Origin of the sequence: Acinetobacter sp. AHP123, assembly GCF_023757925.1 — a bacterium.
Classification (GTDB): Bacteria; Pseudomonadota; Gammaproteobacteria; order Pseudomonadales; family Moraxellaceae; genus Acinetobacter; species Acinetobacter oleivorans.
On the sequence record NZ_CP092454.1, the window covers coordinates 1,525,091 to 1,545,850 of the forward strand.

General features: G+C 37.5%; 19 protein-coding genes. 11 read left to right on the forward strand and 8 right to left on the reverse strand.

Annotated features, from left to right (window positions below; genetic code table 11):
• Nucleotides 1–94 precede the first annotated feature (94 nt).
• On the forward strand, nt 95–463 hold the full coding sequence (locus MJX77_RS07265) for a hypothetical protein (RefSeq protein WP_004789750.1): 369 nt from the start codon (nt 95–97) through the stop codon (nt 461–463).
• Nucleotides 464–508: 45 nt separating this feature from the next.
• Here the strand turns inward: MJX77_RS07265 and MJX77_RS07270 are convergent, their stop codons facing one another.
• Together MJX77_RS07270 and MJX77_RS07275 are read right to left on the reverse strand one after the other, a co-directional pair.
• Complete coding sequence (locus MJX77_RS07270; RefSeq protein ID WP_013196729.1) at nt 509–823, reverse strand: putative quinol monooxygenase; 315 nt, start codon at nt 821–823, stop codon at nt 509–511.
• 13 nt (nt 824–836) lie between these two features.
• Nucleotides 837–1,424 carry an NAD(P)H-dependent oxidoreductase gene (locus tag MJX77_RS07275; protein ID WP_252061054.1) on the reverse strand — a complete coding sequence of 196 codons (588 nt, stop codon included), beginning with the start codon at nt 1,422–1,424 and terminating at the stop codon, nt 837–839.
• A 224-nt stretch (nt 1,425–1,648) separates the two neighbouring features.
• On the opposite strand from MJX77_RS07275, the gene MJX77_RS07280 reads away from it, so the two are divergent.
• Both MJX77_RS07280 and craA read left to right on the forward strand, forming a co-directional pair.
• Nucleotides 1,649–2,014 carry a hypothetical protein gene (locus MJX77_RS07280; protein ID WP_252061055.1) on the forward strand — a complete coding sequence of 122 codons (366 nt, stop codon included), beginning with the start codon at nt 1,649–1,651 and terminating at the stop codon, nt 2,012–2,014.
• 367 nt (nt 2,015–2,381) lie between these two features.
• Nucleotides 2,382–3,611, forward strand: a complete 1,230-nt coding sequence (craA, locus tag MJX77_RS07285; RefSeq protein ID WP_252061056.1) for a chloramphenicol efflux MFS transporter CraA — start codon at nt 2,382–2,384, stop codon at nt 3,609–3,611.
• Nucleotides 3,612–3,654: 43 nt separating this feature from the next.
• On the opposite strand, the gene yccS is transcribed toward craA, so the two are convergent.
• The 4 genes from yccS to MJX77_RS07305 all read right to left on the reverse strand — a co-directional run bounded on the left by yccS (nt 3,655) and on the right by MJX77_RS07305 (nt 8,592).
• Nucleotides 3,655–5,805: a YccS family putative transporter gene (gene yccS / locus MJX77_RS07290; protein WP_252061058.1), complete on the reverse strand. Its 2,151-nt coding sequence runs from the start codon at nt 5,803–5,805 to the stop codon at nt 3,655–3,657.
• A gap of 203 nt (nt 5,806–6,008) precedes the next feature.
• Entirely contained in the window at nt 6,009–6,578 is a 570-nt protein-coding gene (gene sodC / locus MJX77_RS07295; protein ID WP_081402079.1) for a superoxide dismutase family protein, read from the reverse strand.
• Between the two features lie 126 nt (nt 6,579–6,704).
• Entirely contained in the window at nt 6,705–7,823 is a 1,119-nt protein-coding gene (locus MJX77_RS07300; RefSeq protein ID WP_005301078.1) for an AI-2E family transporter, read from the reverse strand.
• A 124-nt stretch (nt 7,824–7,947) separates the two neighbouring features.
• A complete protein-coding gene (locus MJX77_RS07305) occupies nt 7,948–8,592 on the reverse strand; it encodes a ParA family protein (RefSeq protein WP_013196737.1) in 645 nt (214 codons plus the stop codon).
• A gap of 158 nt (nt 8,593–8,750) precedes the next feature.
• On the opposite strand from MJX77_RS07305, the gene MJX77_RS07310 reads away from it, so the two are divergent.
• Both MJX77_RS07310 and MJX77_RS07315 read left to right on the forward strand, forming a co-directional pair.
• Nucleotides 8,751–9,218 carry a Holliday junction resolvase-like protein gene (locus MJX77_RS07310; RefSeq protein ID WP_002116954.1) on the forward strand — a complete coding sequence of 156 codons (468 nt, stop codon included), beginning with the start codon at nt 8,751–8,753 and terminating at the stop codon, nt 9,216–9,218.
• Between the two features lie 139 nt (nt 9,219–9,357).
• Nucleotides 9,358–9,921 (forward strand): hypothetical protein, encoded by a 564-nt coding sequence (locus MJX77_RS07315; RefSeq protein WP_013196738.1) that lies wholly within the window; start codon nt 9,358–9,360, stop codon nt 9,919–9,921.
• Between the two features lie 52 nt (nt 9,922–9,973).
• Here the strand turns inward: MJX77_RS07315 and MJX77_RS07320 are convergent, their stop codons facing one another.
• Together MJX77_RS07320 and MJX77_RS07325 are read right to left on the reverse strand one after the other, a co-directional pair.
• Nucleotides 9,974–10,507: a hypothetical protein gene (locus MJX77_RS07320; RefSeq protein ID WP_023274370.1), complete on the reverse strand. Its 534-nt coding sequence runs from the start codon at nt 10,505–10,507 to the stop codon at nt 9,974–9,976.
• Nucleotides 10,508–10,533: 26 nt separating this feature from the next.
• Nucleotides 10,534–11,322 (reverse strand): class I SAM-dependent methyltransferase, encoded by a 789-nt coding sequence (locus MJX77_RS07325; RefSeq protein WP_252061059.1) that lies wholly within the window; start codon nt 11,320–11,322, stop codon nt 10,534–10,536.
• A gap of 127 nt (nt 11,323–11,449) precedes the next feature.
• On the opposite strand from MJX77_RS07325, the gene MJX77_RS07330 reads away from it, so the two are divergent.
• From MJX77_RS07330 to astD, 6 genes are all read left to right on the forward strand, one after another.
• On the forward strand, nt 11,450–12,727 hold the full coding sequence (locus MJX77_RS07330; RefSeq protein ID WP_252061060.1) for a hypothetical protein: 1,278 nt from the start codon (nt 11,450–11,452) through the stop codon (nt 12,725–12,727).
• 413 nt (nt 12,728–13,140) lie between these two features.
• Nucleotides 13,141–14,568: an amino acid permease gene (locus tag MJX77_RS07335; protein WP_252061061.1), complete on the forward strand. Its 1,428-nt coding sequence runs from the start codon at nt 13,141–13,143 to the stop codon at nt 14,566–14,568.
• A 1,038-nt stretch (nt 14,569–15,606) separates the two neighbouring features.
• Nucleotides 15,607–16,881, forward strand: coding sequence for a Glu/Leu/Phe/Val family dehydrogenase (locus tag MJX77_RS07340; protein WP_013196743.1), 1,275 nt, complete (start codon nt 15,607–15,609; stop codon nt 16,879–16,881).
• 135 nt (nt 16,882–17,016) lie between these two features.
• Nucleotides 17,017–18,231 carry an aspartate aminotransferase family protein gene (locus MJX77_RS07345; RefSeq protein WP_252061063.1) on the forward strand — a complete coding sequence of 405 codons (1,215 nt, stop codon included), beginning with the start codon at nt 17,017–17,019 and terminating at the stop codon, nt 18,229–18,231.
• 19 nt (nt 18,232–18,250) lie between these two features.
• Nucleotides 18,251–19,282 (forward strand): arginine N-succinyltransferase, encoded by a 1,032-nt coding sequence (gene astA / locus MJX77_RS07350; protein ID WP_005301103.1) that lies wholly within the window; start codon nt 18,251–18,253, stop codon nt 19,280–19,282.
• Nucleotides 19,282–20,751, forward strand: coding sequence for a succinylglutamate-semialdehyde dehydrogenase (gene astD, locus MJX77_RS07355; RefSeq protein WP_013196744.1), 1,470 nt, complete (start codon nt 19,282–19,284; stop codon nt 20,749–20,751). The genes astA and astD overlap by 1 nt, the downstream gene beginning before the upstream one ends.
• Nucleotides 20,752–20,760: the final 9 nt, after the last annotated feature.

The following is a 20,760-nucleotide window of genomic DNA, read 5'->3' on the forward strand; positions in this document are numbered from 1 at the left end:
ATTAGATCTATTTTGTAGGACTACATAGTTTCTACAGAGTAACCGACAAAGGCATAGCATCATAAAGCTATGCCTTTTGTTTTTGGTGATAAAAATGCAACGTTTATTTTTAATTTCAGCGCTCTGCGCTGGACTTTTCACTGGATGTGCGACGACCAGTAAACTAATTCCTTTTGTGGGTTCTGAAACCCCAATGCAACAAGTACTTAAAGCTCAACCTGAGATTGTAAAAGAGCATAACAATACCTCAGTTCAGCAAGTGTTTAACCGAGTAGAATCCCCAACTGTTTCTCGTATTGTTGTCATTCAAACAGGTTTAATGGATGACTCTGTCTCTGCTATTCGAACAGAATATGCATTTAAATTAGTCGATGAAAAGTGGCAGTTGCAGAATAAGCAAAAAAGCTATCAGTGTGCGAGAGGGAAAGGCTCTAGAGGTTTCCAAACACAGCTTTGTTCATAAAAACAAAAAAAGACGATAAATATATCGTCTTTTTTATGGGGTAAATTATACGCCGCTTTCTAAAATTTTAATTTTGACATCAATGACATCATCTTTAACTGCTTCATGATGTGCTTGCATATGAGGTGTAGCCAAATGTGCCTCAAGATGAGCAACACTTTCCCATTTTTCTAACATCACAATCGTGTCAGGCTCGTGGGTTTGGAAGCTCGCATTTGATTTGTGATCAATTAAAGGTTCATAACCATGACAACCATCTTCTGCTAAAACAGTTGGAATAATTTTTTGAAAAGCATCCAATACGTTTTGACGATGCTGTCCAGCTGATTTGGTGCGAATTTCTGCAATAATGGTTAGCATGGATTTCTCCTTATTAAGCTGCTGCAAATACACTATTTAAGTGTGTTTTATATTCTTCAACATAACTATCAATGTCAGGCATTTTAATCACGTCGTTTACAATAAAAGTCGGTAATGTACCCATGCCTAAGAACTGATTAGCTTTATGGAATGGTAAATAAACACCATCTACGCCTACGCCGTGGAAGAACTGATCTGCATCGTCAAATGCTTCCATTGGTGCATTCCAAGTGAGTGACAGCATATATTTTTTGTCATGAATTAAACCACCTGAACCATATTTTTTTGAAGCATCAGAGCGGCTACGACCATCACTTGCATAAAGTGAACCGTGACCTGTCGTAAATACATCATCAATATATTTTTTCACAGTCCAAGGTGCGCCCATCCACCAACCTGGCATTTGATAAATAACAACATCTGCCCATAAGAATTTTTCTACCTCAGTTTCTGCATTGTAGTCGCTATCTGCACGAGTCACTTGAACTTCATTGCCTAGTTCAGTGAGATGGTCGGTTGCCAATGCCGTTAGCGTGTCATTTAATTCACCATTTGAATGGGCAAATTGTTTGGCGCCATTAATCACTAAAATATTGCTCATGAGAGTTACTCTAATTAAATTCCTAAATTTGATGTGTACTTTAAAGAACTTACTCTTAGAGAAAAATGTAGTAATTGGAAAAATATTATTGATTAAAAATCACTAATATTGATTTGATGCATCATTTTATTTGCCACTTTAAAGATAAACACTTTACAAAGTAGAACGGAAAAAATTATTTGTAGTCTTTAGCATTAAATTTGAGTAAATCTAAGAGATCACGTATGAGAAAAATGAGTTTGCTGATTGCCTTTAGCCTTGTAACGCTAACGGCTTGTTCCCCAGCGAAAAATTCTTCTGCTCAACTTGCTGATAGCCCGATACAAGCGGTATTACTTGATCAGCCCGATCTCTTAAATGATGCAAACAATTTGGATATTTCACAGCAAATGAATGCTGCCGATGATCCCTCTAATGCTCAAGTTACTATTTTACAGATAGATCCGAGCGAAGATGCGATAACAAAAGTCCGTACAGAATATTTATTAAAGCGAGACCAGCAAGTCTGGAAAATTGTAAATAAAAAGCAAAGCTATCAATGTACACAAGGACAAGATGCCCCAGACTTTCAAGTTAATCCTTGTCCTTAATGCTTAATTTTTTATCGAATATGTGGATAACTTTGAGTTTGTGCACAATAAGAATTTGTGGGTCTTTTAGTGCAAAAAACTGAAATTTAAGCTTCTTGAAATTGCATGATTGCTGATCAATTTAAAAAGTGCTATTGTTGCGCTCGGCAATTGTGCCAATTGGTAAAAATTACCGAATCTCACGTCATACATTTTTTCTCGTTTTAGACACCTTGTGAATACGGTGTTTCACATTCTAAACATGCACTCTCACGGCATATAAAAACTTAACTAAAGATTGATAGACCATACTGTCATCGTCATGACTACATCTTATTTTATAGGTAGTCGTACAGACATATGGCCGCTATTTTGAAGTGTACAACTCATGAAAAATATTCAAACGACAACGTTGAACCGTACAACGTTGATGTTTCCTTTGGCCTTAGTGCTATTTGAATTTGCGGTTTATATTGGCAATGACCTTATTCAGCCAGCAATGTTGGCAATTACTGAAGATTTTGGTGTAAATGCCACTTGGGCACCATCTTCAATGTCATTTTATTTATTAGGTGGCGCTACAGTTGCGTGGTTACTTGGACCATTGTCAGATCGTCTCGGACGTAAAAAAGTACTGCTAGCAGGGGTTTTGTTTTTTGCTCTATGCTGCTTTTTAATTTTACTAACGCGGCAAATAGAACAGTTTTTAGCATTAAGATTTTTGCAAGGAATTGGCTTAACTGTAATCTCCGCAGTCGGTTATGCCGCTATTCAAGAGAGTTTTGCTGAGCGTGATGCAATTAAAGTTATGGCACTCATGGCAAATATCTCATTGCTTGCACCATTGTTGGGGCCTGTACTTGGAGCCTTTTTAATTGATTATGTGTCTTGGCATTGGGGCTTTGTCGCCATTGCTGTATTGGCATTACTCAGTTGGGTCGGTTTGAAAAAACAGATGCCAAGTCAGCAAGCCAGTGTAACTCGACAACCTTTTAGTTATCTTTTTGATGATTTTAAAAAGGTGTTTACTAACCGCCGTTTTTTAGGCTTAAGTCTTGCCTTACCGTTGGTGGGCATGCCTTTAATGCTTTGGATTGCTTTATCTCCAATCATTTTGGTAGATGAGTTAAAGCTCACTAGTGTGCAATATGGCTTGGCTCAATTTCCAGTATTTGTTGGTCTCATTGTAGGTAACATTGTCTTAATTAAAATTATTGACCGTCTAGCTTTAGGTAAAACTATTCTAATTGGCTTGCCGATTATGCTGATTGGGACACTCATTTTAATATTAGGAGTGGTGTGGCAAACCTATTTAATTCCTTGTTTGCTTACAGGCATGACGCTCATCTGTTTTGGTGAGGGAATTAGCTTTTCAGTCTTATATCGCTTTGCACTCATGTCATCTGAAGTATCAAAAGGAACTGTTGCAGCGGCAGTTTCGATGCTATTGATGATGAGCTTCTTTGCCATGATTGAGCTGGTACGTTACCTCTATACACAATTTCATTTATGGGCCTTTGTATTATCAGCATTTACCTTTATTGCTCTTTGGTTTACTCAGCCACGAAGTGCTTTAAAGCAGGAAATGCAAGAAAGAAAGCTCGAAGGAAATGATTAAATTAAAAAATACCGGAATTTATATTCCGGTATTTTTTTTAATATTAGGTAATTTCTTGCTCTAACAGCTTATCTTTAAGCATCAGCAATTCTGGTAATGTTTCTAACAATAAACTGATTTGTTTCAATACCAAGGTGTATTTCTCAGATAGCTGTTCTTGAGCTGTTAAGTCCTGAATTTCTATTAAAACTTGAGAAATGAGCGTGTGGTCGGGTAGGGTTTGCCCAAGTACGCTCTGGCTCAAAATTTCTTGACAGCGTAGTAATAATTGTAAAACCTGCTCTTCATCAATTTTCTGCCGTTGGCTACCTAACGCTGCCACATAGCTCAGCTGGCTATGGCTGTAAACCAAATAGCGAAAAGCGTAATGAATGAGCTGAGGATTTGGAGTCGGTTCAGCACTTAAACTCGAGATCATGTTCGATAGCTCGATTTGAGCATTATGGGCAGCACGACGAATTCGACGGTATTCTATATCCTGATTTTTCCCATATTGATATTGCTCAACAATCACATTGAAATAATCTAAGGTCGCTTTGCTACTTTTCTTAATATTGTTAGGAATATTGCGGAAGTTCCAATCAGGCCAAATAAAGTTTACGGCAAGCCATGCAATAAAACAGCCTAATAGCGTATCTATCAGACGGGGTAAAATAATGCTGTAGCCTGCACCTTTTAAGTTAAAAATTAATAGCACCATGAGGGTGGCCATAAGTGTAGCCAATGCATATTTCTTTTGCCGTAAGTAGAAAAAACAGACTCCGCAAATAATCGTAATGATGAGCTGGCCTTCAATACTCGGTACAAAATATAGAATAGGTATTCCTAATAAAACACCGAGTAAGGTGCCAATCGTTCTTAGTTTAAGACGGCTTTTAGTCGCAAAATAAGTGATCTGACAGACAAATAAACTAGTCAGTAAAATCCAATAGCCATGCTGAGCAAATGGTAATAATGAAATGGCATAACCTGCGGCGAAAACGACTGCAATTCGTATGGCATGTCTAAATAAGGCCGACTGTGGTGTAAGCTGTTGCCTGAGTTTTAAGATCAGATCTGAAAACCCTTGAATATCATCATCAAGTAAATTTAAGTGTTCTTGTCTTGTTTGAGTATTATTTTCAGGAAAGGGCTGTGCATATTGTAGTTGTTCAAACTGTTCATGCATCCCTTTTAAATTATCAAAAATAAGTCTTAAATTTTTAACTTCAAAGTTTTGTGGATGCTGTTGTATCCAGTCCTTTAAAGAACTTTCCAAATGGTTCAATACCGTCCGGCTTTCTTGCGAAGGCTGAGAGGGTCGATTATGCAAAATACACTGAGCTAGATCTTGGCACGCTTGTGCTTGTAGGCGCAGGTTTTTCTGGAAACGGAAAATAAGATCACTACGGCTGAAGTTCTGTTGAATATGTTCGTAATGTAAATAATTAGAGGTTGCTTGCTCGTGAATGTCCCGCGCAAAAAAATACAGGTTTAGCCAATAAATACTTTTATTACTGACACGTGAAGCCTTGAGTCGAGTGAGGAGGGAGCTACGTATTTGATTGAGACTTTGAGCAACTTGCGTATTTTGTAAGGACAGTTCATATAAAAGTTGTTCTACATTCTCTTTATTGTCGGGATCAAACAAACGTGCTTTTGCTTGTAGTAGAACAGAAATTTCTTTAAAAATTTGTGAGAGTTTATCTTGTAAGGGAAGTGTCGGCTTAATAATAAAAAACAAAATAGATGTAAAGCCGTACCACAAAGCACCATAAACAAAGTAGGTAGGTTGTTGATACCAGTGTGCATATTCTCCTAAACCGAACATGCTATAAATGGAAAGCAAAATAGTGCCAAACGAAATTGTGGCATAACGTTGCCCTAAAGCGCCTAATAAAATGAAAAAAGCACTCGAAAGAGAAAGATATAAAATAAAGAAAATTTTGTAGGGAGCTAAAAAGCCAAGAATACTACTGACTGTAAAAAAGAGGAGGCAGACGTAAACCAAGTTACGTAATCGAATACTTAAGCGATCATCAAAGTCGGTTAACGCTGCTGCAATTGCGCCTAAAGTCACGGGAACGATGAGTTCGTTATGGCCCAGCCAAAGTAAACCCAAAGTTGTGCCTGTGAGTACAATCAAAATTTGCAGGCAATAAATTAAAATCGAGTTTGTCTTAAAACTATTAAATATTTGGGTCAGATAGTTCACGGCTTTTGTTCTAAATTAGAGAATACGTGAGAAAGCAGTATGTAACTTTAAATTTTTATTACTTCAAAAATATTATTCTTTTTATCTACAAAAGTCAGTCATTTTTTAAGATTTTATTAGACTTAAATCAAGTTGTAACGATCAATAAATTAACAAAATTGTGGATATCTTTTTAGATACCCACAATTTGAAAAAGACATAAATTATTTAATCACACCACATGCAATTCGTGCTCCGCCACCACCGAGAGGAAGAGGTGAGTCTGAGTAGTTATCACCACCCGCATGAATCATGATAGCTCGACCTTGAAGATCAGCAAGTTTCAATCGAGGTGCGATTACAGCAGTCGTTGCAACACCAGTATTATCGACTACTAAAGCAGGTAAATCACCTAAGTGGCCAGTTGTTGGAGTACCGTGATGAGGAGCTTGATTCGGGTTGTAGTGACTACCAGCAGCTAAGGCAGCACCCGGTTTCCCATCTTTTACAGCTGGTTCACAAGAGGCATTTTCATGAATATGGAAGCCGCGTGTACCACTTGGTAAGTCAGCTAGAGCAGGCGTAATAATTAAACCTTTGTCGCTATCTTGAAAGCTAATCGTACCTAATTTTTTACCAATACCAGCGGCAGTCACTTCATTTACATCGACCACTTTTTTCGTATGCATTGTCGTTAATGCTTGAGCTGTATCTGATACAGTTTTTGTGACTGAACTACAGCCAACCGTAAAAAAAGCTGTAAGCGCACAGACTGCGCCAATTTTATTAAACATCTGCATGATCGGATGTCCTTATAAATATATATGATTGTTTGATTCAAACAAACGAAGGTTTAACCTACAAGTTAATTTAAATAGTTAATTTGTATCTAGAAACATTTTTAAATTAAATAAATAGGATCACTCTTTATCATTAGAAGATTCATTTTCAGAATCATAGATCATAGTCGTTTTAGGCATAGGTTCAGGCTCAATGGTTTCATGTAACCATTCACGCCAAATTGCCAATAAAATAGCTAGAATTACAGGTCCAATAAATAAACCTACTAATCCAAAACTAGCAATACCGCCTAATACACCAAACATAATTAATAAGAATGGAATTTTTGTGGCGCCAGAAATCACAAGTGGTCGAATCACATTATCTGAGCTACTAACAATCACTACACCCCAAACCACTACACCAATTGCTTCCATAGTTTGTCCCTGAGAGAACAACCATAGACCGACCCCTAAATAGGAAATTGGTGTACCAAATGGAATTAAAGCCAATAAGAAAGTAGCAATGGTAAGTACCATTGGGTTTGGGACACCTGCTACGAAATAACTTAATCCAGCTAAAACAGCTTGAGCAATTGCAGTTAAACCCACGCCATAGACTACAGCACGAGTCGTCTCCGAAATCGTATCGAGATAATGGTGAATACGGGGGCCTATAACCATTTCTAAGGCTTTGCTCACCTGAGACAAAATCATTTGACCATCACGGTAGAAGAAAAATAGGCTAAATACAGCAAAGCCAAGTTTGACAATATTTTTACTAATTTCACCGAGCAGTACACGGCCATAACTTAAGTGGCTTTGTACCCAAGCTGCAACATTTTGAATCGTGCTATTAGGATCGTTATTTAACTCATTGAGTGTGCGAGAAATTTCTTTTCCAACAAAAGGAAGATCACGAATAAAATCAGGAACACTTAAATGACCTGAAAAAACCTGACGTTGTAAGTCAAAATATAAGTTGCGGCCTTCATGCTGCAAAATAAAAATAGCGCATGTAAAAGGGACGCCAACAACCAAAATGACCAGACTAATCATTAGAGTTGCATTTAAAGTATTACGGGTTTCTCCAAAAAAACGTTGAATTCTTAAATAAATAGGCCAAGTCATATAAGCAATGATGGCAGCCCAAAGTACAGGAACAATAAAATATTTCAGGATATTAAATCCTAAAAAAATCAAAATAAAAAACAGCCCAAACAATAAAACGCGCTGTAAATTAGGAGCGTATGGATGCACGAACAATATTTCTCTAATTTTCTACATAGAATAAAGTCATATTAACTGAAAAATAACCTGAGGCAAATTTTAAGGCCGTAATGTAAAGAACCTTATACATCTCTTTTTAGAGACTAAAAGTCATTTAAAACCACTCAGCTTTATCTTCAACTAACTTGTTTAGAACAGGTTGCCATTGATTTTGAATCGTAATAAAGTTTTTTTGAGGCTTATCAAAAATGCTTAAGCCTTGCATTGCTAAGCTACCATATGCAGTGCGTTCAGCAATCCAAGCAACAGGTTCCTGTTCAATTTTTTCAAAAAACTGCTGAATATCTTTTGAACTGGCACTGTTTGGTTTTACGCGATTTGCAAGAAGTAAAATCTGAACTTTGCCTTTACGAATACGCTTAATATCTTGTAAATGCTTTAAAAAGCGACGAGTACTGTCTATATCAAAAAATGAAGGCTGAAGTGGAGTAATAATGGCATGAGCTTCACTAATCAGTTGCTCAGCATGTTCACCTGAAAGTGCACCAGGCGCATCAATAATTAAATAATCCAGATTTTTAGGCGCGTCACCAATTGATTTTTCATGACGCCAGTCGAGGCTTTGAATTTTTGCGACACCATCGGGGCGCTGTTTTAACCACTGTAAAGCCGATTTTTGATTGTCCGAATCTGCTAATGCTACTTTATATCCTTTTTGTGCCAATGCTGTTGCCAACGTAATGGCCGTCATGGTTTTTCCGCATCCGCCCTTTTGATTTGCAATAAGTATCGTTTTCATAAATCCAATTATTTTCAGCAGCACATTTGTTTATGTTTTATACCTTAGCATCTTTTTATGTGAAGGAGATGACCACATTTGACAAAAGTTTAAGCTGTTTCGTTATTTTAGATATGATTAGATCTGTAATCTTAATTCGCGCTTTTTAAGGAAAATTTATGTCTGTATGGCTTGCCATGCTTATTGGTGCTGGAATTGGCATCATTATCACTACTCTTATTTTATCAAACACTCGGAATGGTCGAATTAAGGCTGAATATGAGCAATATATTGCTGAACTTGAATTAGAGCATCAACAAGCTCTTACTCAAGCACAAAAGAGAAGTGTAAATACAAGCCGTGCTGTGTTGAAAGGAAAAATGGCAGAACAATTTGCTCCAGTTTTGCCTGAATTTCAGTATCTACCCAGCGATGCAAAATTCATGGGCGATCCGGTGGACTATATTATCTTTGATGGATATACCGATTTTCGTGATGGTGATGGGACGGCAGAAGACATTAATATTATTCTACTTGATGTAAAAAGTGGCGGTGCTCGACTGACTAAGGGCCAGCAAGCCATTGCGCAAGCGGTTCAACAAGGTAAGGTTCGTTTTGAAACTTTGAGAATAGATTTTGAAGATTAACAAACTGTTTAATTCAGCACAAAAATAGACGAAATTGATCTGTATTGTTACTAAATTCCGATATTTTTTTCATCGCTTAAAGCTACTATAAATTGAAGATCTATTCACTTTGATCTGGCAATATTTGAGGTGTAACGCGATGAAAAAACAATGTTTGATGATGGGCTTGCTGACTGCTATTGGCATGAGTTCAGCATTTGCATCGACCTCAAGTGAATATAATATTGCCAATGGTTTGAACCCGATAGAAAAAGATCAATCTATTTCTGTGTTACAGCCTTTTCAAGGAAATTTCAGGATCTTGGGATCAAAAGTCTATCAAAATGATGAACAAGCTAAATTTTCTCCTATCGACTATGCCGTAAGTTGGGGGTTGTTTGCCCAGCCTGAAATTGCACGTCATATTTCAGTGAAACAATATGACCGTTATTTAAACTGGAAAATTCCTAAATTACCTGTTCCAGCAGAGCAAGCAATGCAAATGGTGTCTAACATGCATATCATTCCTGCAAACCCTGAAATTGCTCAGCAGATTAAACAAGTTAAACGTGGTGATCTCGTTTATCTAAAAGGGGATCTTGTCGAGATTAAAGACAAAAACTTAGTCTGGAAATCTTCACTTACGCCAACCGACACGGGTGATGGTGCATGTGAATTATTCCGTGTTCAGGCAATTCATTGGGTTGAAAAGCAAAATATATAATTTGAAAAAAGCCTTCATAAATATGAAGGCTTTTTTATAAGTAAAGTAATACTTATTTCTGCTGCGATGCTTTCCAATACTTTAGTTGATTTTGCGCTTGTAAATAGTCGGCAAGATCATTGATCTGTTCATCTTTAGTCGCGTGCTTATCACTATAGTGTTTTTCTTGGTTTTCCCAATATTGATAAAGTAGTCCCTGAATATAACGGCCTTGTTCAGTTTTTAAATCTAAATCTTTTAACATGGTTAGAGCAGAGCGTACATTATCGAGTGTACGTTTTTGCTCAAAATCTGTTGTGAGTGTTCCCGCTTCATGCATTTTTGCTAACTCATTTTCCATCTCATCGCTCATTTCTGTAAAGCGGCGGTCATAGTCCTCTAAAAGTGCAATATCGTGTGCATCATCAGCAGTGGCAGGGAACGTCTTAACAGGTCTTTCATTTAGTTTTTCTAAAACCTGATCTGTAGATGAAGTGGCAGACGGTTGCTCCGTCTTAGCAGGCTCATCCGCTTTTTTACAAGCAGTAAGTAATAGGCTAGAGCAAAGCAAAGACATTAATATGACTTGAGGTGTTTTCTTCTTCATAACTTTCAACCAAACCTATTCACTAATTATTTAACGGGTAACGTACTTTTCTGAAAGTGATATGCATATGTGACATATGGAAAATCAATCTGATCTTGAGGACCTAATCCTGTAAAATCATAAACAATTTTTTCAAACTGTGCTTTGAGTTGTAACTGATCTTTTTCAGTCATTGCAGCAATAAAACTCGTAGAGAGCAAACGTTTACTCACGACTTGTTCGACAGGACCGCATTGCGACTGTGTAAATGTTTGTAGGCTATCAAATACGAATAAATCTTGTTGTTCAAACACACGTTTCCACTTTTCACTATGGTAACGCGGCGTGTCTCCTTCAAGTGGAAGTAGAAAATCAGCTAAGGCTTTCACCCAATCCGTACGCTCGTCGCGTTGATTCCAAACAAGTCCTAAATGTCCTTGTGGTTTTAATACTCTATACATTTCTGTTAGGGTCTCAAGGTTGTCAAACCAGTGGAAAGATTGCGCACAAATAATGGCATCAATTTCATGGTCTGCTACAGGAATCGAATGGCTAAAAGCCTGTAATGTTTTAATATCAGGATAAACTTGTTGAAGCTGCTGTAACATCTCGCCAATTGGCTCAACTGCAATAACATCTGCATGTGTTTGTTTTAAGTAGGGTAAGAATTTGCCAGTACCCGATCCAAGATCGATAACAGTAGAGTTTTCCTGTATTTGTAGGCAATTTTGCAGCCAACTTACTATTTCTGCGGGATAATTAGGTCTAACTTGCTGATATAGTTCAGCAGCTGAGCTGAAGCCTTTTTGAGCGGCAGGATGTAAGGATTGTGTCATATTTTGCGCTTTTTAATCTGACTGGCATCTATAAAATAAGATACTCCGCAATCATAAATTGGCAAAACACCTATTTTGTTTCATTTTTGACGTTGTATGTGGGAGTAAATTTTCTTTCGGTGTGAGCATGGATAAGCAAATTATTTTTGAAGACGAACACATTAGAGCCATTTTTTTATCAGGCGATTCTAATACATTGGTTCTCTCTTTTGGCGATTTGATTACCCGAGCGAGTGGCTTATCTATCAATGCTGAAAAGTCCCTAATTAAATACCAATATAATATTATTGGGGTAATGCCAAAACAAAAATCATGGTTTCCTCAAGCGAGCATGATTGAGCTGGCAAAAGCGATTTCGCCTATTCTAGAAGGCTTTAAAAATATTGTGGGTTATGGCGGTTCAATGGGCGGCTATGCAGCAATCAAATATTCTAATTTATTGAATATGAATCGTGTGATTGCATTTGTGCCTCAATATTCAATTGATCCTGAGCAGGTTGAAGATCGACGCTATGCTGAGTTTTTCGATGATGTAGCAAATAAAGACATGCAAATCCAGTCGCAAGATGTCGATGCAGCGCGTGAATATGTCATTGTTTATGATCCTTATTTTTCAACTGACCGTGAACATTATCTAAAAATAAAAGAGCTATTACCAAGCTTACATACGATTCATTTGCCATTTACTGGTCATGAAGCATTGTCTGTATTGGCAAGCTCAAGTTTATTGCATGATTTTATTGAACATGAATTTGATGAAATTTATTTTTATCAGCAGGTTCGCAAGGTCAAAAAGCAAAGTAAGTTTTACTTCCGTAATGTACTTGCGCATGTACTTTCACATCATGATGACATGTTGTTAAAAATATTACGCCAAAATGATTTTCAGCTTGATGAGCGTTATTTTGATAACCCCCTTAAACAGGCTATTACTCGTAGTCTGATAAAGACACAGCAAGCAACTGAGCTAGACTTTCAAAAGTTAGGTATCAAAATACAGCGAATTCAGGACACTGCAAATTATAACGAAGGATTGCAGACCAGCTTTGGCTCAATTTTGGTATTCAACCTCATTAATTCAAAGTTTGAAAGTTACGCTCTAGATATTCTGCTGGCGAATAAGTCTTATTTGATTCCAATTGTGGCTGAACACACTGGTGTAGTGCATATTAAATTAAATAATGAAACTTATTTGTTGGGAATGAATGATCGCAAAGTCATTAAATTGTTCAAGCACGACGAACCTTTATCATCTGATATGAGCCCATTTGTAATCAAAAAATATTCCGATTGTTTTGCAATCAGCTATAAGCAATTAAATTTATCTTGTGATGAACATGGGATGTGTGAATTTATAGAAGGTTCAATTCAGCCGACTGAACAACTAGCCTCGATCAACTTTTAAAATTTGATAGTGGTTAAATAAAGCTCAGACCTTTAGGTTTGAGCTTTATTTTTTGCTTAAAAAATATTTTTTCATAAACTTATTTGTATATTAATTTGAAATTCATTATTTAAATAAATAGTGGGTTTGTTCTGCGAATATTTACTGTATTAAAAGTAGATATAACTAGTAGTGAATATAAATACTATATTTTAAAATAAATGGGTTTTATTAATATATAAATTATAGAAATAGTGTTAGGTTAATTAAAATACATAAATAACGATGTCCTTTTGTAAGATTATGTTTTTGTTATTTATTTTATTTAAAGAAGATGGGGTTGCTTAAAATAAGTTCACTATTCAAAGATAATTGCATATTTATTTTTTTCTCCTAAAATGATTTTTTACTAAATTGTCGTTACAGTTTTTTATATGCAATCATTAAATTATCGGAATAATGATGCATCGCAACATGGAAGTTCTGCACCTTTGAAACGAGCAATGAGTACTCGACATTTGGTGATGATCTCCCTTGGCGGTGCCATAGGTACAGGTCTTTTTTTAGGGTCGGGTGATGTAATTTCCCAAGCTGGCCCAATTGGCGCAATTATTTCTTATTTTTTAGGCGGTTTAATTGCCTATACCGTGATGTTATGTCTTGGTGAACTTGCGGTACATGTACCAGAATCAGGATCATTCGGTGAGTACGCTCGTCGTTATATTGGTCCGGGTACAGGTTATATGATCACTTGGTTATATTGGTTAACTTGGACCGCGACTTTAGGAACTGAATTTACCGCCGCAGCTTTACTGGTTCGGGAGTGGTTTCCTTCTACTTCGGTTTGGGCTTGGACATTATGTTTTGGTGCCTTAGTATTTTTCATTAATATTAGTTCAACGCGATTATTTGCCGAGTCAGAGTTTTGGTTGGCACTTGTGAAAGTTGTCACGATTATTTGTTTTATTGGCTTGGGTTTGCTGGCGATTTTTGGTTTTATTCCTTATCACGGACACGAAACTGCCCCGTTGTTTAGCAATTTAACTGCCCAAGGCTGGTTCCCACATGGGTTATTTCCAATTTTTACAACCATGCTGATTGTTAATTTTGCTTTTTCGGGTACAGAATTAATTGGAGTGGCAGCTGGAGAAGCGGAGAATCCAGCACAGACAGTTCCTAAAGCAATCAATGCTGCTATTTGGCGACTACTGATTTTCTTTGTCGGCACAATTGTTGTAATTAGTTCATTGTTACCATTCCAGCTTGCTGGTTTGAGTGGTAATGAAGTGAGTAATAGTCCATTTGTGACTGTGTTTAATTATATTGGTATCCCGTATGCCGAAGATATTATTCGCTTTGTGATTATTACGGCTTTACTCTCTGCTGCAAATTCTGGTTTATTTGCTGCTTCACGTATGATGTGGTCGCTTTCTGCAAAAAATCAATTACCAAAAATCTTTTCTAAACTTACACCTTCAGGAACACCTATTGTAGCTATTGTGGTCACAATGCTGGGTGCTATACCAGGTTTACTTTCAGAACAATTTGCACCTGAAACTATTTTTAAGAATTTATTGGGTGTCGCTGCTTTCACCATGGTTGTAGTGTGGATTGCAATTTGCGTATCTCAATTCAACTTCCGTAGACAGTGGTATAAATCAGGTAAAACTGCAAAAGATTTGCGTTTTGCTGCTCCTTTATTTCCTTTGACTCCAATCGTGGGTGGTCTGTTCTGTGCTATTACTTGTATTAGCATGGTATTCGATCCTTCGATGCAGGTTGGCTTCATCTGTTGTATTGTTTTCATTCTTTTGTGTTATGCGAGCTACTTCATTTTTTATCACAAGAAAGATGCGGTGTAGAGCTAAGTAAAGATATGCTTTCTGAAGCATAGTCTAAAGGCCCCATTTGGGGCTTTTTTATTGCCTGTAGGAAATTAGAAAAGGGGGGATTTTATATATTTTTTTTAAAAATGAATTTTTATTTTTGATCATAAAAACAAATATTGTTTTATGAATTTACCACTGATCGGATTTTTATTAATATTTATTTATTATAAATATTTGATTAAGTCTATGTTTAGTCTTGTTATTTAATAAAGAGCTGTTTTTAGTTTTTTTGAATATAAGGCTTGAATGAACGTAATATGGATTTAATGTGAAGAATAAATAATTTTTTGATGGTTTTTTAAAAATTAAAAGTTATTAAGTTATTGTTATATATTAATAAAAATATTTACATTTTTTGTATTTATGGTTGTGTGTTTTCTATAATATTTTTTTATTAAAGTTAAGGATTTTTTAATATTTGTTGTTTTTTTATTATAAATGTCCGTTCGATTTGATTATTTTTTCTCTTCTTATTTATTTTAAAATGTTCTAAATGAGCTTGCTCTATGCTATATTTATTGGAAGATTTTATATCTATGTTGCGGCTTAATTTTAAGCAGTATGTGTGGAAATAATTAATCTGTAGGATTATTGAACAAAGTTTATTTTAAAAAGACTAATGGAGGGATCTATCGATTAGTCAAAAAAATTTTATGGACTCATGGTTTTTGTAAATCATAGTTCTTTTTAACTCCCAAACGGTTATGTCACTTCTTTTGTATTTATATTTCAGCCGGCTGGTTTTAGTGGGTTGTGGCTAGTTTTTTGCTTTTATAAAACTCTCTTTATAAACAGCAATTTAGACAAAAGAAAACTTGTAAAAGATATCGGTATATAAAAGTAAATCGTACTTTTAGTACCAACAAATGGAATTTAAAAAATCTGATGCTTTAGAAGAGCAAAAGATTTAGTAAATAAACTAAAGCACTGTTATTTCAGGGTTTTAGTTGCTAAATAATAAAGATTACAGATTTATCAAATCTGAGTCTATGAAGGTATATAGGAAAAAAGATGTCAGATCTTTCATACGTAAACGAACACAGTGATGCATGGCAAACTTACTTGGCACAAATTGACCGTGTTGCTCCGTACTTAGACCACTTGGCTGAGTTTATCGACACTTTAAAACGTCCAAAACGTGCACTTATTGTAGACGTGCCAATTGTAATGGATGACGGTTCTATTCAGCACTTTGAAGGCTACCGCGTACAACACAACTTGTCTCGTGGTCCTGGTAAAGGTGGTGTTCGTTACCATCCGAATGTTGATTTGAACGAAGTTATGGCGTTGTCTGCATGGATGACAATTAAAACTGCTGTTTTGAATTTGCCATTTGGCGGTGCAAAAGGTGGTATCCGTGTTGATCCACGTAAATTATCTAATCGTGAATTAGAGCGTTTAACTCGTCGTTATACGACTGAAATCGGTCACATTATCGGGCCTCAAAAAGATATCCCAGCTCCAGACGTTGGTACAAATGCCAATATCATGGGTTGGATGATGGATACTTATTCTACAAGCCAAGGTTACACAGTAACTGGTGTTGTAACTGGTAAGCCAGTTCACTTAGGTGGTTCTTTAGGTCGTGTAAAAGCGACTGGTCGTGGTGTATTCGTTACAGGTCGTGAAGTAGCTGCAAAAATCAATTTACCAATTGAAGGCGCGAAAATCGCTGTCCAAGGTTTTGGTAACGTAGGTAGTGAAGCTGCTTTCTTATTTGTTGAATCAAAAGCAAAAATCACTCACGTTCAAGATCACACTGGCACAATTTTCAATGCTGATGGTATTGATCTTGTTGCATTACGTGAACACGTAAATGCAAACCAAGGTGGTGTTGGTGGTTTCGCTGGCGCGCAAGCAATTGCTGATGAAGATTTCTGGACTGCAGATGTAGACATCATTATTCCTGCTGCGTTAGAAGGTCAAATCACAGTTGAACGTGCTGAAAAACTTAAAGCTAAGTTGATTTTAGAAGGTGCGAACGGCCCGACTTATCCTAAAGCTGAAGACGTATTAGTTGAGCGTGGCATTGTTGTAGTACCTGACGTTGTATGTAACGCCGGCGGTGTAACTGTAAGTTACTTCGAATGGGTTCAAGACATGGCGAGCTACTTCTGGACTGAAGAAGAAATCAATGAGCGTTTAGACAAATTGATGGTTCAAGCTATGGATGACGTTTGGAACACAGCGAACAGTAACGCTTGTACTTTACGTACAGCAGCTTACATCTTGGCATGTGAGCGTATTTTAAAAGCTCGTAAAGAGCGTGGTATTTTCCCAGGCTAATCTGCGGAAATTACTTTTAGGAAAAGTGGTCTGAGCAAATATTAAGGATGTTATAGGGTTATTTGTTCAGCCCCTTTTTCTGAATTATTCAAAATTAAGTGTTATCGAATATATTAAATAAATACTGAGGTAAGCATGGAACAGCCAATTTCTGTAACTCGAAGCAACTTTAACGACTGGATGGTTCCAGTTTTTGCACCGGCAAATTTCATTCCGGTACGTGGCGAAGGTTCACGTATTTGGGATCAAGAAAATAAAGAATATATTGATTTTGCAGGCGGGATTGCAGTAAACGCATTAGGTCATGCGCATCCAGTGGCAGTGAATGCTTTAACAGAACAAGCAACAAAACTTTGGCATGTAGGCAACGGTTATACAAATGAACCCGTTCTACGCCTTGCAAAACAACTCACCGATAATACATTTGCAGATAAGGTTTTCTTCTGTAACTCAGGTGCTGAAGCCAACGAAGCTGCTTTAAAACTGGCTCGTAAAGTTGGTTTAGACAGCGGCATTGCTGGCAAAAGTGGCATTGTGGCATTTAATAACGCTTTCCACGGCCGTACCTTATTTACCGTTTCGGCAGGCGGTCAACCTAAATATTCACAAGACTTTGCACCACTTCCAAACGGAATTAACCACGTTGCCTTTAACGATTTAGAAGCTGCAAAAGCGGTGATTAATGAGCAAACATGTGCAGTCATTGTTGAACCGATTCAAGGTGAGGGCGGCGTTATTCCTGCTGACATCGAATTTTTAAAAGGTTTACGTGCACTGTGCGATGAGTTCGGTGCCTTACTTATTTTTGATGAAGTGCAAACTGGCGTTGGCCGTACAGGTGCACTGTATGCCTACATGAACTCTGGTGTTATTCCAGATGTGTTAACGACTGCAAAAGCACTAGGCGGTGGTTTCCCAGTGGGTGCAATGTTAACAACTGATAAATTTGCTCCGCATTTTTCAGTCGGTACACATGGTACGACTTATGGTGGTAACCCATTAGCAAGTGCAGTTGCAGGTGCAGTATTCGAATTTATTAATACGCCTGAAGTACTCGAAGGTGTGAAGCATCGTCATCAATATTTCCTCGATGCACTAAATGCATTAAACGCTGAACATCAGATTTTTGAAGAAATTCGTGGTCAAGGTTTATTGATTGGCTGTGAATTAAAAGTTGAGTATGTAGGGAAAGCTAAAGATATTACGACTTGGGCGGGTGAAGAAGGTTTACTTGCTTTAATTGCAGGCCCGAATGTGGTTCGTTTTACTCCGTCGCTTATCATTCCTGAACAAGATATTGATGAAGGGATTGCTCGTTTAAAAAGAGCGTTGGCTAAATTGGCTAAATAAAAAAAAAGGAAAGCTAGCCATGATGATTGTCCGTCATGCCGAGTTTCGAGACCTTGAAGATATTTATAAATTAGCGGGTAAGTCGGGTGTAGGCCTGACTTCCTTGCCACAAAATATGGATACACTTTCGGCTCGAATTTCACGTACTCGCAATACTTTAAATGGCAATGTCCATAAAAGTGAACAAGGCTATCTGTTTGTTCTCGAAGATACAGAAGCTCAACGTGTTATTGGTTTAAGCGCAATTGAAGTTGCTGTAGGACTCATTGAGCCTTGGTACAACTTTCATGTTGGTACTCAAGTACACGCTTCAAAAGCACTAAACGTTTATAAGTCACTACCTACCTTATTTTTGAGTAATGACAGAACGGGTAGTAGTGAACTCTGTACATTATTTTTAGATCCAGAGCGTCGTGAAAACCAAAACGGTAAATTCTTATCGAAAATCCGTTTTATGTTTATTGCTGCCTTTAAGCAATATTTCGAGAAAAAGTTAATTGCTGAAATGCGTGGTTTCTCAGACGAAAATGGATGTTCTCCATTTTGGGATGCGATTGGTCACCATTTCTTTAATATGGATTTCTCAACAGCAGACTATTTAAGTGGAATTGGGCAAAAAGTATTTATTGCAGAGCTTATGCCACGTTTTCCAGTCTATGTGGATCTCTTGCCAAAAGATGCGCAAGAGGTGATTGGAAAAATGCACCCACAAACTTTGCCTGCTTACCATGTGCTTGAGTCAGAAGGCTTACGCTATCAAGGATATGTCGATATTTTTGATGCGGGTCCAACCATTGAAGCCAATATTGATGAATTGCGGGCAGTAAAAGAAAGTCAGTTTTTAAACGTCAAAATTACAAGTGAAGCTGCGGTCGGTAAGACCCAATATCTCGTTGCCAATGATAATTATCATGACTATAAGGCAATGTTGATGAAGCTTGATCTTGTTGATAACACTATAAATTTAACACATGAACAAGCTGAAAAACTCGGTGTACAAGAAGGTCACGTTGTTCGTGTGTTATCACTAAATCCAATGGAAGTATCCTGATGTCAAACTCTTTATTTATAAACGGTGTCTGGTTACAAGGCAGCGGCACAACATTTGAAAAAACAAATCCAGTTGATAACCAAACTGTATGGTCAGGTGCTGAAGCAACTGCTGCTGATGTAGAGCAAGCTTGTCAGGCAGCGCGTACTGCATTTCCAGCATGGGCACGTTTGCCACTTGCAGAACGTGTAGCGATTGTTGAGAAATTCGCAGCTTTGCTTGAAGAAAATAAAAAGCATTTAGCAGAAGTAATTAGCCAAGAAACCAGTAAGCCATTTTGGGAAACATTAACTGAAGTTCAATCAATGATTGGCAAAGTTGCGATTTCAATCCGTGCTTATCATCAGCGTACAGGTGAAAGCTCAACTGAAATGGCCGATGGTGTAGCATCTTTACGTCACCGTCCACATGGTGTGCTTGCAGTTTTCGGTCCATATAACTTCCCGGGCCATTTACCAAATGGGCATATTGTTCCTGCATTACTAGCAGGTAATACCGTGGTATTTAAACCAAGCGAATTAACACCTTGGACTGCTGAAGAAACTGTAAAACTTTGGCAGCAAGCTGGTTTGCCAAATGGTGTTATGAACTTGGTGCAAGGTGGTCGTACCACTGGTGAAGCGTTAGCTGCTTCACATGAAATTGATGGTTTATTGTTTACCGGAAGTGCAAACACGGGTTATCACTTGCATAAGCAAATGGCGGGTGCACCTGAGAAAATCCTTGCGCTTGAAATGGGTGGCAATAATGCATTGATTATTGATGAAATTATCGATGTCGATGCTGTAGTTAATCTCACTATTCAATCTGCATTTGTTTCGGCGGGTCAGCGTTGTACATGTGCACGCCGTATCTTGGTGAAAAATGGCGCAGAAGGTGATGCATTTATTCAACGTTTCGTTGAAGTTGCTAAAAATCTAAAAGTTGGTCGTTGGAACGATGAGCAACAACCATTTATGGGTGGCGTTATCTCGTCAGTTGCCGCATCAAATATGATGCTTGCTCAGCAAAAATTGCTTGAGCTTGGCGCAAAAAGCTTGTTGCCAATGACGCGTCCGCAAGAAGATAGTTCGTTACTTACTCCAGGCATTGTTGATGTAACAGGCATCACTGATATTCCAGATGAAGAATATTTTGGTCCGCTTACGACGATTCAACGTTATGACAACTTTGAAGAAGCATTAAAAATTGCGAATGCAACTCGCTTTGGTTTGTCAGTTGGTCTGGTTTCACCAAAACGTGCACTGTTTGATCAAGTACTTATTGAAGCGCGTGCCGGTATTGTGAACTGGAATAAGCCATTAACAGGTGCTTCAAGTGCTGCACCTTTTGGTGGTGTCGGTGCATCTGGTAACCACCGCGCAAGTGCCTTTTATGCAGCTGATTATTGTGCTTGGCCAATGGCTTCACTTGAAAGTGACAGCTTAACCTTACCAGAAAAATTATCTCCAGGGATTGTGTTGCCTTAAACACTAGGG

Coding starts and splice junctions, on each gene's coding strand:
- MJX77_RS07265 (WP_004789750.1), top strand. CDS start 95: ATGCAACGTTTATTTTTAATTTCAGCGCTCTGCGCTGGACTTTTCACT.
- MJX77_RS07270 (WP_013196729.1), bottom strand. CDS start 823: ATGCTAACCATTATTGCAGAAATTCGCACCAAATCAGCTGGACAGCAT.
- MJX77_RS07275 (WP_252061054.1), bottom strand. CDS start 1,424: ATGAGCAATATTTTAGTGATTAATGGCGCCAAACAATTTGCCCATTCA.
- MJX77_RS07280 (WP_252061055.1), top strand. CDS start 1,649: ATGAGAAAAATGAGTTTGCTGATTGCCTTTAGCCTTGTAACGCTAACG.
- craA (WP_252061056.1), top strand. CDS start 2,382: ATGAAAAATATTCAAACGACAACGTTGAACCGTACAACGTTGATGTTT.
- sodC (WP_081402079.1), bottom strand. CDS start 6,578: ATGTTTAATAAAATTGGCGCAGTCTGTGCGCTTACAGCTTTTTTTACG.
- MJX77_RS07305 (WP_013196737.1), bottom strand. CDS start 8,592: ATGAAAACGATACTTATTGCAAATCAAAAGGGCGGATGCGGAAAAACC.
- MJX77_RS07310 (WP_002116954.1), top strand. CDS start 8,751: ATGTCTGTATGGCTTGCCATGCTTATTGGTGCTGGAATTGGCATCATT.
- MJX77_RS07315 (WP_013196738.1), top strand. CDS start 9,358: ATGAAAAAACAATGTTTGATGATGGGCTTGCTGACTGCTATTGGCATG.
- MJX77_RS07320 (WP_023274370.1), bottom strand. CDS start 10,507: ATGAAGAAGAAAACACCTCAAGTCATATTAATGTCTTTGCTTTGCTCT.
- MJX77_RS07325 (WP_252061059.1), bottom strand. CDS start 11,322: ATGACACAATCCTTACATCCTGCCGCTCAAAAAGGCTTCAGCTCAGCT.
- MJX77_RS07330 (WP_252061060.1), top strand. CDS start 11,450: ATGGATAAGCAAATTATTTTTGAAGACGAACACATTAGAGCCATTTTT.
- MJX77_RS07335 (WP_252061061.1), top strand. CDS start 13,141: ATGCAATCATTAAATTATCGGAATAATGATGCATCGCAACATGGAAGT.
- MJX77_RS07340 (WP_013196743.1), top strand. CDS start 15,607: ATGTCAGATCTTTCATACGTAAACGAACACAGTGATGCATGGCAAACT.
- MJX77_RS07345 (WP_252061063.1), top strand. CDS start 17,017: ATGGAACAGCCAATTTCTGTAACTCGAAGCAACTTTAACGACTGGATG.
- astA (WP_005301103.1), top strand. CDS start 18,251: ATGATGATTGTCCGTCATGCCGAGTTTCGAGACCTTGAAGATATTTAT.
- astD (WP_013196744.1), top strand. CDS start 19,282: ATGTCAAACTCTTTATTTATAAACGGTGTCTGGTTACAAGGCAGCGGC.